This is a genomic window from Flaviramulus basaltis, assembly GCF_900114265.1.
GTDB lineage: Bacteria > Bacteroidota > Bacteroidia > Flavobacteriales > Flavobacteriaceae > Flaviramulus > Flaviramulus basaltis.
This window is the reverse complement of the sequence record NZ_FPKV01000003.1, coordinates 24795-40865: the sequence shown is the minus strand read 5'-3', so window position 1 is coordinate 40865 and position 16071 is coordinate 24795. Positions and strand designations below refer to the sequence as shown.

12 protein-coding genes are annotated in these 16071 nt (G+C 32.3%); 4 read left to right on the top strand and 8 right to left on the bottom strand.

Annotation, left to right across the window (positions count from 1 at the left end; genetic code table 11):
- Positions 1-3: 3 nt before the first annotated feature.
- Both BT151_RS12485 and BT151_RS12480 read right to left on the bottom strand, forming a co-directional pair.
- Positions 4-915 (bottom strand): 1-aminocyclopropane-1-carboxylate deaminase/D-cysteine desulfhydrase, encoded by a 912-nt coding sequence (locus tag BT151_RS12485; protein WP_072402687.1) that lies wholly within the window; start codon positions 913-915, stop codon positions 4-6.
- Entirely contained in the window at positions 905-1243 is a 339-nt protein-coding gene (locus BT151_RS12480; RefSeq protein ID WP_072402686.1) for a hypothetical protein, read from the bottom strand. The genes BT151_RS12485 and BT151_RS12480 overlap by 11 nt, the downstream gene beginning before the upstream one ends.
- 49 nt (positions 1244-1292) lie before the next feature.
- Here BT151_RS12480 and BT151_RS18615 point away from each other — a divergent pair, with 49 nt between their 5' ends.
- The 3 genes from BT151_RS18615 to BT151_RS12465 all read left to right on the top strand — a co-directional run bounded on the left by BT151_RS18615 (position 1293) and on the right by BT151_RS12465 (position 4000).
- Positions 1293-1466 carry a C1orf53 family protein gene (locus BT151_RS18615; RefSeq protein ID WP_171946635.1) on the top strand — a complete coding sequence of 58 codons (174 nt, stop codon included), beginning with the start codon at positions 1293-1295 and terminating at the stop codon, positions 1464-1466.
- 117 nt (positions 1467-1583) lie between these two features.
- A complete protein-coding gene (locus tag BT151_RS12470) occupies positions 1584-2129 on the top strand; it encodes a DUF4136 domain-containing protein (protein WP_072403156.1) in 546 nt (181 codons plus the stop codon).
- A gap of 113 nt (positions 2130-2242) precedes the next feature.
- Positions 2243-4000: an aromatic amino acid hydroxylase gene (locus tag BT151_RS12465; protein WP_072402684.1), complete on the top strand. Its 1758-nt coding sequence runs from the start codon at positions 2243-2245 to the stop codon at positions 3998-4000.
- An 8-nt stretch (positions 4001-4008) separates the two neighbouring features.
- On the opposite strand, the gene BT151_RS12460 is transcribed toward BT151_RS12465, so the two are convergent.
- Positions 4009-4761, bottom strand: a complete 753-nt coding sequence (locus BT151_RS12460) for an enoyl-CoA hydratase/isomerase family protein (protein ID WP_072402683.1) — start codon at positions 4759-4761, stop codon at positions 4009-4011.
- 123 nt (positions 4762-4884) lie between these two features.
- On the opposite strand from BT151_RS12460, the gene BT151_RS12455 reads away from it, so the two are divergent.
- Positions 4885-5190, top strand: coding sequence for a rhodanese-like domain-containing protein (locus BT151_RS12455; protein WP_072403155.1), 306 nt, complete (start codon positions 4885-4887; stop codon positions 5188-5190).
- Here BT151_RS12455 and BT151_RS12450 read toward each other — a convergent pair.
- The 5 genes from BT151_RS12450 to BT151_RS12430 form a co-directional block, all read right to left on the bottom strand.
- On the bottom strand, positions 5185-5799 hold the full coding sequence (locus BT151_RS12450; RefSeq protein ID WP_072402682.1) for a DUF4230 domain-containing protein: 615 nt from the start codon (positions 5797-5799) through the stop codon (positions 5185-5187). The genes BT151_RS12455 and BT151_RS12450 overlap by 6 nt on opposite strands.
- Before the next feature lie 937 nt (positions 5800-6736).
- Complete coding sequence (locus BT151_RS12445; protein WP_072402681.1) at positions 6737-9208, bottom strand: LamG-like jellyroll fold domain-containing protein; 2472 nt, start codon at positions 9206-9208, stop codon at positions 6737-6739.
- Positions 9209-9235: 27 nt separating this feature from the next.
- The gene (locus BT151_RS12440; protein WP_072402680.1) at positions 9236-14575 is read right to left on the bottom strand and encodes a beta strand repeat-containing protein; all 5340 of its coding nucleotides are present in this window, start codon (positions 14573-14575) and stop codon (positions 9236-9238) included.
- Positions 14576-14667: 92 nt separating this feature from the next.
- Positions 14668-15306, bottom strand: coding sequence for a hypothetical protein (locus BT151_RS12435; protein WP_072402679.1), 639 nt, complete (start codon positions 15304-15306; stop codon positions 14668-14670).
- 53 nt (positions 15307-15359) lie between these two features.
- Positions 15360-15863: a T9SS type A sorting domain-containing protein gene (locus BT151_RS12430; RefSeq protein WP_072402678.1), complete on the bottom strand. Its 504-nt coding sequence runs from the start codon at positions 15861-15863 to the stop codon at positions 15360-15362.
- Positions 15864-16071: the final 208 nt, after the last annotated feature.

Below are 16071 nucleotides of genomic sequence, written 5' to 3'. Positions count from 1 at the left end.
AAACTACTCAATTATTGGTAAATTCTTCTTTTTTAAAATGGTGTTCATACCAGATATTCCTTGTAAACCACCAGTATGGATTGTTAGAATTTTTGAACCTTTTGGAAAAAATCCTTTTTCTATTAAATCAAAAATTCCAAACATCATTTTCCCAGTATAAACTGGATCTAAAGGTATTTGATAGTTGTTTTTAAACGTATTAATAAAACTTATTAACTCGGTATTTATTTTAGCATAACCTCCAAAATGATAATTGGTAATTAAATTCCAATTCGTTTTCGTTGCAAATTTACTAATATCTTGTTTTAAAAAGTCACCTTTTAAAGCAGGAAAACCTAAAACTTGTTGACTAGGTTCTGAACAATTTATAAGTCCAGAAATTGTTCCTCCAGTTCCTACAGAACAACATATATAATCAAACGCTTTATCTGCTTCTGTTAAAATTTCTTCGCAACCTTTAACAGCTAAAGTATTTGTACCTCCTTCTGGAATGGCATAAAAATCTCCAAATTCATCTTTTAAATCACTTAAAAAAGCTTCAGAATTTTTATCTCTATAAACCTCTCTAGAAACAAACTTAAATTGCATTCCACATTGTTTTGCAAAACTTAATGTTGGATTGTTGTCTATTTTATCAAATAACTCTTCACCTCTAATAACTCCAATAGTTTTTATACCAAAATTTTGTCCAGCTGAAGCTACTGCAGCAATATGATTTGAATACGCACCACCAAAAGTAAGTAGTTTTTTTACACCTAATTTTTCTGCTTCATCGAGGTTGTATTTAAGTTTTCTATATTTATTACCAGATACAAAAGGATGTATTTTATCTTCTCTTTTTATATATAGATCAACAAGCTTTTCTTTGGGTAGTTTTACATGCTGATTAATGCTATTTTCAAGCTTAAATATCATGCCTGCGAAGATACTTTAAAAAAGCCCATAATGAGCGATTATTAAGATATTCTAAATTGTTTTCATTTAAGTATGCCTCTCGTTCAAAAGAAATATTTCTATAAGCACTGTGCCATTTTTTATATTGAAATAATCTTATTACAAACTCTATTGTGTAGAAAACATAAAAAGGTAATAACAACATTTCTAACTGCTGTTTTAAATGAATTTTTTCGTGATTTATTAGAACACTATCCGTTTTTAAATGTTTGGATTTTAAAAACACAAAAGGAAAAATAGTGATTCCTGTGTAACCTTTTGGCACTAAATATTTAGAAATAAAAATCATGTTTATAGCATTTCAAAAATCAATCCAAATTACATTATCTTTGTTAAAGATGAAAGAAATAATACCCATTGAAGAAGGCGATTACTACTTAACACCTGAAGGTTATCGTTGTTTTACTGAGCAATACCATTTAAAAAGAGGCTATTGTTGTGAGAGTAATTGTAGACATTGCCCTTATGGTTATAACAAAAAAACTAATACCAATAAAATTAAAAGAGAATAAGCCCTTTCATTAAAACGCTTGGTATGGTTATTGATGAATTAAACAAATAAAAAGCAGTTGTAAAATCATGATTTTTAAACTGATAACTTTATTTTAAATTAACATAAAAATATGGCTATGAAAAAATTATTTAAAACATTACCGCTTCTAGCATTATTAATTATAGTAACATCTTGTAGCTCTGTTAAAGTAGCTGCAGATTATGATCAAAAAGCAAATTTTAGTGAATATAAAACTTTTGCTTTTTTTAAAACAGGAATTGATAAGGCTGAAATTAGCGATTTAGACAAACGCCGAATTCTTCGTGCTATTGAAGCAGAACTTTTAGCAAAAGGTTTTACAAAATCTGAAAATCCTGACTTATTAGTGAGTCTTTTTACAAAATCTCAACAACGTGTTGATGTTTACAACAACTCCTGGGGCTATGGCGGCTGGGGTTGGGGTGGTTACGGTCCTTGGGGCTGGGGTTATAACCAACCAAACACATCGGTAACTACTCAAGGTGTTTTATATATAGACCTTATTGATGCCAATAAAAAAGAATTAGTTTGGCAAGGTATGGGTACTGGTTACTTAAGTAAAAATATGGAAAAAAAAGAAGAGCGTATTAAAGAATTTGTTTCCGAAATAATGGGGAAATATCCTCCCGGTGCACAACAATAAAATTAAATAAAAAAGCAACTCAATTGAGTTGCTTTTTTATTTTAACATAGTTCTCTTCTTTATATCTTTTCCATTATTTGTATTTTTACATAGAAAATTACGCTTTATAAGTTATGTCTAAAACAATTGAATCTAACTCTATTTTAAACCGTTTACCAAAACATTTAAAACAGTTTATAAAACCTCAAAACTATGAGGATTACTCAGCAATTGATCAAGCTGTTTGGCGATATGTTATGCGTAAAAATGTTGATTTTTTAAAAACTGTAGCACACAAGTCGTATTTAGATGGTTTAAAACTTACAGGTATTTCTATAGACAGTATTCCAAACATGTATGGCATGAACCGTATTTTAAAAGATATTGGTTGGGCAGCGGTGGCTGTTGATGGTTTTATTCCGCCAAATGCCTTTATGGAGTTTCAAGCTTACAATATACTAGTAATTGCTAGTGATATTCGTCAATTAGAACACATTGAATATACACCTGCACCAGATATTATTCATGAAGGTGCTGGACATGCTCCTATTATTGCTAATCCTGAATATGCCGAGTATTTGAGACGCTTTGGTGAAATTGGCTGTAAAGCTATTTCTTCGGCTAAAGATCATGAACTGTATGAAGCTGTTAGACATTTATCCATTATAAAAGAGGCACCAAATTCCAAAGAAGAAGATATCGCTTCTGCTGAAAAAAAAGTTGAAGATTTACAACAGAATATGGGTGAACCAAGTGAAATGGCTCTTATTAGAAATTTGCATTGGTGGACAGTTGAATACGGTTTAATTGGTACCATTGAAAACCCTAAAATTTACGGCGCAGGATTACTATCCTCAATTGGGGAAAGCGCTTGGTGCATGACAGATGAAGTTAAAAAATCACTTTATAACATATCTGCTACTTATAAAGATTTTGATATTACAAAACCGCAACCTCAGCTATTTGTAACACCCGATTTTGCACATTTAAGCCTAGTTTTAGAAGAATTTGCTAATACTATGGCTTTACGTAAAGGAGGCCTTTCTGGAGTTAATAAACTTATAAATTCGAATGCTTTGGGAACAATCGAATTGAGCACCGGCATTCAAATTTCTGGTATCTTTAATCATGTTATAGAAACTAACGGAAATCCTATTTACATTCAAACCCTAGGTGAAACAGCTTTATCTTATAGAGAAAAAGAATTAGTTGGTCATGGTATTAAAAATCATCCAAATGGTTTTGGCTCTCCAATTGGCAAACTTAAAGGTATTAATTTGGCCATTGAAGATATGAGTCCTAGAGATTTAAGCGCTTATAGCATTTATGAAGAAAAAACAATTACTCTAGAATTTGAAGGTGGTATAAAAGTTTCAGGAGAAATTATTACAGGAAAACGAAATCTTCAAGGAAAAATAATACTTATCAGTTTCAACAATTGCACCGTTACTCATGGTGATACAATTTTATTTAAACCAGAATGGGGCATTTATGATATGGCTGTTGGAAAAGATATTATTTCAGCATTTTCTGGACCTGCAGATTTAAATAGTTTCGATTTAATTACCCACAAAACATCATCAGAAACCATTCACATAAAAAAATCTAAAAAACGCTTGGAATTAGAAACCTTTTACCAACAGGTTAGAGATTATAGAGAAGGTAAAAACAGAACTATTTCGAGAACTAAAGTTTTGGAGCAACTCATTGAAAAACATCCCACAGATTGGCTATTAACAATAGAACTTTATGAATTAGCTTTTTTAGGAAATGAAAAACAACTTTGTGAGAATATTTTACATCATTTAGAAACCATAAAACAAAACAAACCACAAGTTGGTAAATTAATTGATGATGGATTGGCTATTATTAAGCAAAACGTCAAAGTCTAAATAATTTATTATCTAAACCGCTTCAAAGTCTTTTTAGTAAACTTGCTTAACACCAATTTCCCACTAATTTTAGCACGTTCAGTTAATAAGGTTTCCCAATGCTCTGTGCTTTCCCAAAAAACAGTTTTTATTTCTTTTAAAGCTTCAGGATTATAAGTGCTTAAGTTTTCTGCTAAAGTTTTAACTGCTTCGTCTAATTCTTCAGTCGTATTAAAAACTTCTCCATATAAACCTTTTTCTTTAGCATATTCTGCTGAATAAAACTGTTCTGCATTTATGGTCATTTGTGACATCGCTGTCTTTCCAATTTTTCTAGAAACTACAGGTTCTATAACAAAAGGACCTATACCAATACTTAACTCACTTAATTTTATTGAGGCATATTTTGTTGCCAAACAATAATCGGTTGCTGCCGCTAAACCAACACCACCACCAACAGCTTTTCCTTGCACTCGACCAATAATTAATTTTGGACATTTTCGCATGGCATTTATAACATCTGCAAATCCTAAGAAAAATTGTTTTCCTTTTTCTTCATCTTCAATAGCAATTAACTCATTAAAACTAGCACCCGCACAAAATGTTCTATCTCCGCCGCTTTTTAACACAATAACTTTAATAGCATCATTATTTCCTGCGTCTGTAATAGTTTGTTCTAATTGCATTAATACATCACTTGGCATGGAGTTTCTATTGGGATGAAAAAACTCAATATATCCCACTTTTTTTTCAACATTTAATATTACATACGGCTCATTCATTGTGCTATAATAATGCTTAATTTATAAAGGTTGAAGATACATAATTTTTTGATGAACTATAAAGTAACATATGTTACCAAGTCTTTAAAAAATTTTAAATTAATTTGTAAAAAATATAAATTTATGGGATTATTAGATTTCTTGTTTGGGAATAAAAAAGATGCAATTAAAGACTTTCAAAACAGAAAGGCTATTATTATTGATGTTCGTACTACTAAAGAATATAATCAAGGTGCTATTGCAGATTCAAAAAATATACCTTTACAAATTATCAATTCAAAAATTGGCTATATAAAAAAACTAAACAGACCAATAATTACTTGTTGTGCAAGTGGTATGCGTTCTGCAAGCGCTGCAACTATTTTAAAAAACAACGGTATTGAAGCTATGAATGGTGGTGGCTGGATGAGTTTAAAAAGTAAATTATAGGTTTATTTTTTGAAAGTCTTCAATAGATTGCATAGGGTTTTCGTTATATTTTAATGTCCAACCTAAAGAGTTTGTTAGAATATAAAACTTAGAAAGTTCACTAATTAGTCTGTTTTTAGAATTAGCTTTTAAATCTGAAGCTTCTACTTTTTTGCTTAATGATGCTTTAACAATATTTTTAATATCGTTATAATCTTTAGCTTTAAAAGGGTTTAAAAAATCTGCTTGAATATCATAATATTCTAAATCTGGGCTAATTTTTATTTCTTCTTTCGGAATATTTAAAATGGTAAGTGTTTTAGTTTTCTCATCTACTTCAAATTCAATTTTGCTTAAGTCATAAGCAATGGTAACATCTGCATTTACAACTACAAGTGCTTTTTTTTCTGAAGTAAAATAATCACCAAAAATATCTTTAGAGTTTTTATAATTAAAAACTTCACTAAAATGACCTTCAGTAACTATGAGTTTTCCAACGTTTTTTATTTGCTCTTGTATAAGTGATGAGCTTTCTTGAAGTACTATTTTATCTTCTCGTTTATCTCCACAGTATTTAAAAGTGAACAAAACAATTAATGTGATTACAACCCCGAATAAAATTTTTCGCATATACTAATGTAAACAAAAAAACATTAGTTTCCTTCGACATAAGAAATCTAACTAATGCAAATAAATGTTACTACTAACTGTGCAAAGATAAATTAGATCTTTTGTAAGTTTATTAGTTTAAAGTTAAACTAACTTTAAACTAATGCATAAAAAAACACCAATTTCAAATCATTTTAATGATATTGATAATTGATGTTTTATTGTTTGAACTGATTAATAGCAAAATAAAATTAATTTATTATGTGAAACCCCTACTAATTTTTCGACAAAGTGTTATTAAAAAAGATTAAATGTAAGAATGAATGACAAGGTCTAATCAAAAAACTCTACATTAATATTCGTTTTGTAAGCTATTGATATAATTAGCATTATAGTTTATAAGATATTTTTTTATTATTTATTTATTTGCTATCACAAATAACCAGAGCTTGTGATTATAATTCTTTTTGCCTTACATTATAATATCAAAATGGGCTTTTCGAGCAATAATTAAAATTATTTTAATGCTACTTTCTAGTCATTAGTTTCAACATTAAATACACATTGACTTTATATCAAGTCAATCAGGTTTTCTTTTACAAAATACCTCCACAAAATTGTAATTTAAAAGAGCGTGAATCAATACGATGAATTAAATATATTTAGTATTCTTAGGAAGTTTGGGAGAAAAAAAAGGCTGCCTTAACAAAGACAACCTTTTCAATAAATAATTATTCCCTTAAAAAATCTTAGTCCTAAATAATTCAAATAATAATTCATAATATATTAACGAGCCTATATTTTAGGACTATAAAGTATTATGATTAACTGTTTTTGAATTAACGACTGTGTAAACATATTGATTAAAATTTAAGTAATCTGATTCTCAAATAATCTCTTCAGCTTTTTTAAAGGAATCAATAAGTATTTTAGCGAATCAGTAAGAATTAATTTATTCCTATAAGCCGTATCTTGATTTTGCCATATTGAAATTTTGTTGAACTTCTGCAGCGGTAAGTGCTCTTTTGTAAATTAACACTTGCGCTATATTTCCGTTAAAAAAATAATTAATACCAGCTCTTGACCCTATGAATAGGGGCAAACTAGAATAATTCCCACTGGTGTCTGTGTTTAGTGAGGTTTGAGTATGATTTAATACTCCATCAACATATATTAGACTTTGATTATTTGCTGCTTGACTCCTATCTACGGTTACTGAGAAAAAGTGCCAATTATTATCATTTAAAGTATTTGTTGAGTGAGGTGCATTATAACCTTGATTGTGATCTGTAAATTGCATTTTGCCACTTGGTTGTCCACTTAAAACGCCAAAGGCATTATTAGAATTCCAATCAGTACTGTGTTCTAAAATCATTGATACTGGTACTGATGAATATTTTATAACAATTTGAATTGTTATTTTATCAGTATCAGATAAGTCTAAATTATTATCTGTTACAAAATAATCATCTACTCCATCAAAAACCAAAGCCCCTTCATTAGCACTATTATACCCAACACCATTTTGTAGAATTCCATTGTTTCCATTACCGCTTAAATCTGTCCACGTTGTTCCTGTACCTGAGTAACTAGCAATATCACCAGCATCTAAATGCATAACTAAACCATCTGTTAAAACATATGATTTTATTTGAATTGACATACCGTTTTTAGAAAGCCCTGAACCAAATCCTGCAGCCCCATTTTGATTAACTTGTTCTGAAGTATCTATAATTTGATTTCCAAACTTATTAAGCACTCTTATTCTTGTGATAATTGATGCTGACGAAGTTGCCTCTGCTGCTGAACAATTATTGGAATTGCTATAATTAACAGTTACCGCTTTGCTGTCTGCTGTCAACCATTTTAAAACAACGGTATTATCGGCAGTTGTTCCACCTGAAGTGATTGAATAATCAGTATTTAAAACACCTGGAATTGTCCAAACATAATTTGTTTGACTTACTTCCGTGGTATAAGTAACATCGGTATTCACCGCTATTATTCCAACTGGTTGTGCGGTAAATGTTGGTATTGGCAGTGCATTTACGGTTACTACTTGAGAGACACAAACAGTATTAGCATTAGGTCCTTTTCTATTTACATAGTATGTAGTATCTGCATTAGGCGTTACACTTATGGAAGTGCCTGTCCCTATAATAGGGCTTGCCACTAATTGGATAAAATCAATATCCATAGTCACACCGTTACTAGTTGCATAATCAAATCTCCAACCTGTTATATTACTATCCGTCCAGTTTGGATGAGCGGACATGTCTAGAGTTGCAATACGCCATGTATTATCAGATATCAAAGGGACGTCTAAATAATATCCGCCATCAGGAACTGTTATTGCCTCATTTAAATAGAAAATTTGTGCATGGTTTGCTGTTCCGGAAACAACTTTATATCGAATATTTATATATTTATTAACTAGAGGATTGAATGAACCAATATCATACATCTCAATTGCTGGATCTGTTGAAGTGGATGTCACATTCAAAATTCCATTGGTTGTAGAATTAACAGTGGTTGATCCAGTGGCATACGGTTGGGTATCCCAGCCTTCAGAAAAGGCTTCACCACCACATGCACCAGCGTACCAAACATCCACTACGTTTGAATAAGTAGTTCCACCAGAGGCTGTCAATGTGGTACTATTACCTATACAAATTGCAGACGCTCCAGAAATAATTGTAGGTGCAGTAGTTCCCATACTTACTCCAGTAACTAGAGTAGGGCTATTGTTTAAAATTCCATTATTATTTCCTATTTTACTATTTGCTGAACCGTCTTCAAATTGATAGTAAGATATAAGCCCTGTTTGTGGCACAGGTAAATCAATATTTTTATTATCATTAATCTCACTTTCAGATCGAGCATAATTCCAAATTTTAACTTCATCTACAGCTCCGGGAAAGAAAAATTGAGGTGCACCTTCAGTTGTTCCCGCTCCAATTCTAAGAGGTCTTGTTGTGTTCGGAGAAAAACCTGCCACACGCGGGGTGCCCTCTAAAATACCATTCACATAAAAACGATAGGTAGATCCATCATACGTTGCTGCCAAGTGGGTCCACTCACCTATAATAACAGCAGGCCCTTCCAAATCTACCCATGGAGTCGCACCAGTACCACCACTGAATGTCCATATGTTTCCAGTAGTCGCATAAAAATTATAGCCTCTTAATGGATTGTCATCTCTATTACTTAATGGCGCTCTGTAAGCACCTGTACCTCCATCTACTCGAGCCCAAAATTCTACAGTAAATTGTGCTGTATTATTTGTTGCAGCATGTGGAATTTCAACATAGCTATTCGTACCATTGAACTCAAGTGCGCCTTGTGCTTGAGTAATGTTAATAATTGCTAATATTGCAAAAAGACTAAGGAAACGTATTGCTTTTTTAAGATTGGATAAAAATAGATACATATTTTGTTTTTTTGAAACATTAATTTTTTAATAATAAAAATCAAATTGAATTCTATCTGTAACTTTTAAAGCATATGTCCCATTACTTGCAGGCACATAGGTTAAAGTAGTTCCACTTGTACTGTAAGCAGCATTACTAATTCTAACTCCATTAATATACATTTTTACTTTACTATTTGTTGATGGAGTCTGTGTTAAAGTAAAACTTCTTTGATCTGCAGTTGCTGTAAACTCATCAGCAACTTCTCTAACCGCTGCGGCTCCTGTTGAAACAGAACCATCTGCCATTAAAAACTGGCTAGCAGTTCCACCAGATTTGATATAGGAATTAGCAGTTATTGCACCACTTGTATTTACATTTGTAATAGCTGTATTACCTAATTGTATGGTATTTGATCCATTACCCTTTGCTTGATAACCAATTACTATTTGGTTAGATTCATTATCGGCATTAGGTTTAGTTTCTGCCCCAATTAACACAGAATTGTTTATTATGGTATTGTAGGTTGTTCCATCACTGATATAGCGACCAGCAAAAGCTCCTAAAACGGCATTACTACTACCTGTTGTATTTCTATCTATAGCAGCAACTCCAATGGCTGTATTTTGATTTGCACTAGTATTTTGTTCTAGAGATTGAACACCATAAGCAACATTATATGTACCTGTTGTATTACTAGGTAAAGAATTTTGTCCAGTGGCAGTATTTCCCGACCCCGAAGTATTGCTTAATAATGAATGATACCCTATTGCTGTGTTATTAGAACCATTTAGATTTAACTTTAATGATCGAGAACCTAGCGCTGTATTATTATTTCCAATTGTATTAGTAAACAACACTTCCGATCCAACACCCACATTATAACTACCACTTGTATTTTTTTGTAAAGTTATATACCCCAACCCTGTGTTATCATAACCATTATTAGAAGATAACACTTGACTTCCGATTGCAGTATTTCGAGCCCCTATAGTGTTTGCAAAAAGGGATTTAACTCCCATGGCAGTATTAAAAAAACCTGTAGTATTTGCTTTCAATGTTTCACTACCTATTGCAGTATTATTAGAGATTGCACCACTTCCTAAACCAAAAGTTAAACCATTAACTAAAATATCAGAACTAAAGGTTTTAACACCTGCAATGGTTTGATTAGTCGTTAAGTCTACAAATTTCCCAGTAATGACCGATTTAACAAAAGCTGTAGTTGCTATTGCTGTCGTATTATTTCCTGCAGTTTGCGTAGTTGCAATTGTTCCTGTTGGTAATGTTGGAGTTCCTGTAAAAGTTGGTGAAGCTAAATTTGCTTTTAACCCATCATTTCCATTTAACTTTTGAACAGCTTCTAAAATGTTGTCTGTTGCACTAATAGTCCCTGTTCCACTTGTGTATCCTGTCAATACTTTACCTATAACTGCTGAATTGGTTAAAGTAGTTGCATTTCCTGTACTTGTAACTTCTCCTGTTAAATTTGCATTGGTTGTAACTTTGCCTGCTGTAAAACCTGAAGCTGTCCCTGTTATATTTGTTCCAACAAGTACAGATGGCGTTCCCAAAGCTGGCGTAACCAACGTTGGTGAAGTTGATAAAACTACTTTTCCTGTTCCTGTTTCATCCGTAACTGCTCCAGATAAATTTGCTGAAGTAAATGAACCCAAAGAGGTAGTGTTACCTACTGAAGTAACCATACCTGTTAAATTCGCATTGGTGGCATTATTCCCATCCAACTTTTGAATGGCTTCAAGAATGTTATCTGTTTCATCAATAGTCCCAGCACCACTTGTGTATCCTGTCAATACTTTACCTATAACTGCTGAATTGGTTAAAGTAGTTGCATTTCCTGTACTTGTAACTTCTCCTGTTAAATTTGCATTGGTTGTAACTTTGCCTGCTGTAAAACCTGAAGCTGTCCCTGTTATATTTGTTCCAACAAGTACAGATGGCGTTCCCAAAGCTGGCGTAACCAACGTTGGTGAAGTTGATAAAACTACTTTTCCTGTTCCTGTTTCATCCGTGACTGCTCCAGATAAATTTGCTGAAGTAAATGAACCCAAAGAGGTAGTGTTACCTACTGAAGTAACCATACCTGTTAAATTCGCATTGGTTGTATTTGCAGCATTTACAAAAGCGGTAGTTGCTAAAGCTGTCGTGTTATTTCCTGCAGTTTGCGTAGTTGCAATTGTTCCTGTTGGTAATGTTGGTGTCCCAGTAAAGGTTGGCGAAGCTAAATTCGCTTTTAAAATAATATTATCGGCATTTATTTTTACCTGCGCATCCAAATCTTCTGATGCCTCAACTAAGGTTGTTGATGTCTTAATGTAATTAGTACTTGTATTTGCAACGTAGTCACCATCAACATCAAGACCTACACTTAACCTTATAGCATTAAACTGTTTATCAGCTTCTGTAATTGCATTGTTAACATTGGTTTGCAGGGTTGTTATATCCCCATTATTTTCATTAATAGCTGCTACTAAATTAGACTTAGCTGTCGTTATTAAACTTGACAAATCGCCTGCATTAGAGGTATTTGATGCAATTCCTGAAATATCCTGATCCCCGGTATTAGTCCCTGTTATTGCCCCTAATTTTATTTTCTCTGCACTTGTATAATCTTCTGTAGATAAGCCTTTCCCTGTTACTTTATCCACTTTTAGATTTAAAGCCGTTTGTCCTGCTGTTGAAACGGGTTTATTAGCATCAGATGTGTTATCTGCATTTCCTAAGCCAACCATTGTTTTATCAATACCACTTACTGTTCCTGTAAAGGTTGGTGAAGCTAAAGGAGCATATGTAGTTGCATCAACCGTCCCGTCAGCTTTTAAAAATTCACTAGATGTTCCCCCTATTTTTATATACGAAGTTGATGTAATTGCAGCACTGGTATTAATAGCAGTAACATTACTATTTCCTAATTGTATTTTATTACTTGCATCAACTATAGCTCCATTACCAATAGCTGTTGCGTTAGTTAAAGTTCCACTAGAAACATCCGCATCATAACCAATAACAACATTGTAATTTCCTGTTGATATTTTATTTCCTGCCTGATATCCTAAAGTAATGTTTCCTTCTCCCCCATTATTATTTCTACTTGAATTATTTCCTAATGCTATGTTGTTACTTCCTTTTGTTTCTTGATATAATGCCGCTAAACCCATTGCTATATTGCTAGACCCACTATCTCCCTGTCTATATGCAAGAGTACCTAATGATATATTATGCGACCCAGAAGTTCCTTGATAATTAGCACCATTCCCAATTGCAACATTACTATCTCCTTCGGCTGCGTTTCTATTAGTAGCTGTACCAATAGCAACATTATTACTTCCTGTTATAGAAAACCCAGCCTGTTCACCAATAGCGACATTATTAATTCCTGTAGAATTAGATACCAATGCATTAACACCTATTGATGTATTGGATGCAACACCCTTAGATCCTAGACCAATTATTAGCCCCTTCACATTTACATTGGAATTAAAAGTTTTAACTCCAGAAATTGTTTGGTTTGTAGTTAAATCTACAAACTTACCAGAAGTAGCAGTTGTTACAAAAGCAGTTGTTGCAACAGCTGTCGTATTATTTCCAGCTGTTTGTGTTATCCCAGTTGTTCCTGTTGGTAATATTGGTGTTCCTGTAAAAGTTGGTGAAGCCAAATTTGCTTTTAATCCCAAAGCATCAAAAACAGCATTTTGTGAAGGAGCTACTGTGGTAACAGCATCAACTATAGCATCTGCTACTTTGGCATCTGCACTAGCATCAACATAGCTTTTAACAGACTTTACACTTGGGTATTTTGTATCTGATGCAGCATCTGTTGTTACGTTTGTGCTTTTATTCGTTAAATTTTCTTTCAAGTCTAAAGCCGTTTGTCCTGCCATTGAAACTGGTTTATTAACATCACTTGTATTATCTACATTGGCTAAGCCAACCATTGTTGAAGTTATTCCAGATACTGTTCCTGTAAAGGTTGGTGAAGCGATATTCGCTTTTAATCCCAAAGCATCAAAAACAGCATTTTGTGAAGGAGCTACTGTGGTAACAGCATCAACTATAGCATCTTCTACTTTAGCATCTGCACTAGTATCTACATACTTTTTTACTGACTTCACACTTGGATATTTTGTATCTGATGCAGCATCTTTTACAACGTTGGTACTTTTGTTGGATAAATTTTCTTTTAAGTTTAAAGCATTATTAGTTGCTGTTTCGTTAGCATCGACATCCGATTGAACGTTATCTATATTTGTTTGAAGTATGGCATCTGCTGAAGTACTTATTGCCTCGTTAGCATCAACATCTAACTGAACCGTGGTTATATTGTTTTGTAAAGTGACATCTGAAGCGTCACTAGCTGCTTCATTAGAATCTACATCGGATTGAACATTTGCAATAGCTGTATTGACTAAAGCCTGATTAGTATCCACATCCAACTTAACATCATCGATATTCGTTTGAAGTATGATGTCTGCTGAAGTACTCGCAGATTCATTAGCATCAACATCCAACTGAACCGTGTTTATATTGTTTTGTAAGGTGACATCTGAAGCTTCACTAGCTGCTTCATTAGCATCAACACCGGATTGAACATTTGCAATAGCTGTATTTGCTGCTATTTCCTTGACGTCTACATCGTCCTGTACAGCAGTTATAGCATTTTCAAGGTTGGCATTTACGTCTTCCCATACAGTATTTATATTTGTCTGTAGTATGGCATCAGCTGAGATGAGCGCATTAGTTTCTTTAGCTAATTTTGTTGTAATAGATGTCTCGGCATTAGTTGCTCGTATTATTTCTTCAGCTAATCCATTAGAATTCAACAAAATCGCAACTTCTGTTTCGCCTTTGTTTTCATCTATTAATAATTGCAAAGATGATTCTACCCCAATTGCTCTATTTTGTTCGGCTATTATATCAGCTTTATTATTCAAAATCGCATCAGAATCCGCACTAAGCACAGGTTGTGGCATAAAAGTTAATTCTTGCTCACTTAAAGAGGTGAAATTATTTCCAATTCCAGAAAAATCGATTTCTACTTTTAATTTTTTTGAGAACCCATTCCAAATAATATCATCAAAATTATAAGATGATGTTGTAGTTCCATGTCCTATAAGAAGGTTTATCATTCCATAAACATCAGTACTTGTTTTATGATATTCTTGGTACTCTTGATTATTGTTTTCGTTTATAATTGTAAACTGAACTAAAACTTTACTATTAGCCAAAATACTAGCTTGAGCATTTGCTCCAGGAAGTTCCTTTGTATTCGGGTTTAAAATTACTGCTTGATAACTTATTCCAGGAGTTTGAGAAAAACCTTGAAAACTACAAACAATGAACAAAAGTAATAGTATTATTTTTTTCATAACATTAATGAGGTTAAGTAATTATTTTTTAAATATTTGGGATTAATCTGTTAGTTGATACTGTTATTTTATAAGTGATTATATGAAAATGATTATCCGTTTTTAAACAGATCTATTAACACACCAAAACTAATATTATGGCTTTCAATCCTTAAAGATTCGTTATCTCGGTTACCTGCTTGATTTAAACTTTTACCAAATAAGTATTGTACATAAAATGATAAATCGTTTGAAACTGGATATAAGAAACCAACTCCTGCTTTAAAGCTTAACATAGCTTTATCGAAATCGTCAATATTTTTAAGGTTCATAATTTCATTATTTAAGCTCTGGGTTCCTTGAATTAAAAATCCAGTTGAAACCATTCCTTTTATATAAAACTCTATTTTATTGATGGCAAATAAACTATAGTCTAAACCTGCATTTAATTCTAAATAATTAGCATCCCAATCTAAGATACCTTCCAAAGTATCATCACTTCCAATTGCCCCATACCCGAAGTAACCAATACCAAAAGACGTTTTTAATTTTTCAACAAAAAACTTAGTTCTATAACCCATGGTCATAAAACTATGAGTACTTGCTTGTAAATTGTCTAGTCCTACTCCTTGGGAATTGCTATAATCAAATGATGATGATGTTTTTCCGGTTTCCAGATATAATTGTTGTGCTGTTGTTACAGTAGTTATAATAAAGAACAATAATAATTGGATAAATTTCTTGGCATTCATTTTTGGGTTGGTTTATAGGTTAAATAGGGTTGCATTAAATTTTAAAACACGTTTTACTTTTTCAGAATCTTGGTTATAAACTGTTTTTGGTTTGCAACAACTTTTAAAAGGTAGCTTCCAGAAGGTAAATTCTCTAATTTAACATCTAGGTGTTGATATGGTTGATAGGCTTTTGTAACTATTAAACGTCCAGAAACATCAAATACTGTTATGTTAATTTTACTTCTAATTTCTTCATTAAAAACTAATGAAATTTGTTTATCAAATGGATTTGGGTAAATACTTAATTTAAGATCTAGCGGTACATTTTTATCTATAATTTTAGCTAAAACATTTGGTTGAATAAATCCTTGTCGCAAAATGTATTGACTGTTTTTATATGTACCAATAGCACTTGGCTGTCCCACACTTTGTTGAATAAGAAATGTTTTATCTCCTTCTAAAACTTGAATTGAACCTCCAGAAACCCCTGTTGTCGATCTTATAATTGAATTTGATTGTGATAAAACTTGTTGCTGAAAAATGCAACAAAAACTTATTAATAGGAATAGTCTCATGAATTGGGTTGATTAGTTAGGGCTCTTATTAATATATACTTTATGCTATTTTTTATCTTCGAGACAAACGTAAGAATAAAAAATGCATTTAACCGAATAAAATAAACGTTTCATCGATTTTTTAATCATATCAGTAAGTATTTTATGATATCAGTAAGAAAAAAAGTAAGAACCTGACCAAATCTTTATTATTAAGTTTTGTTTTCTA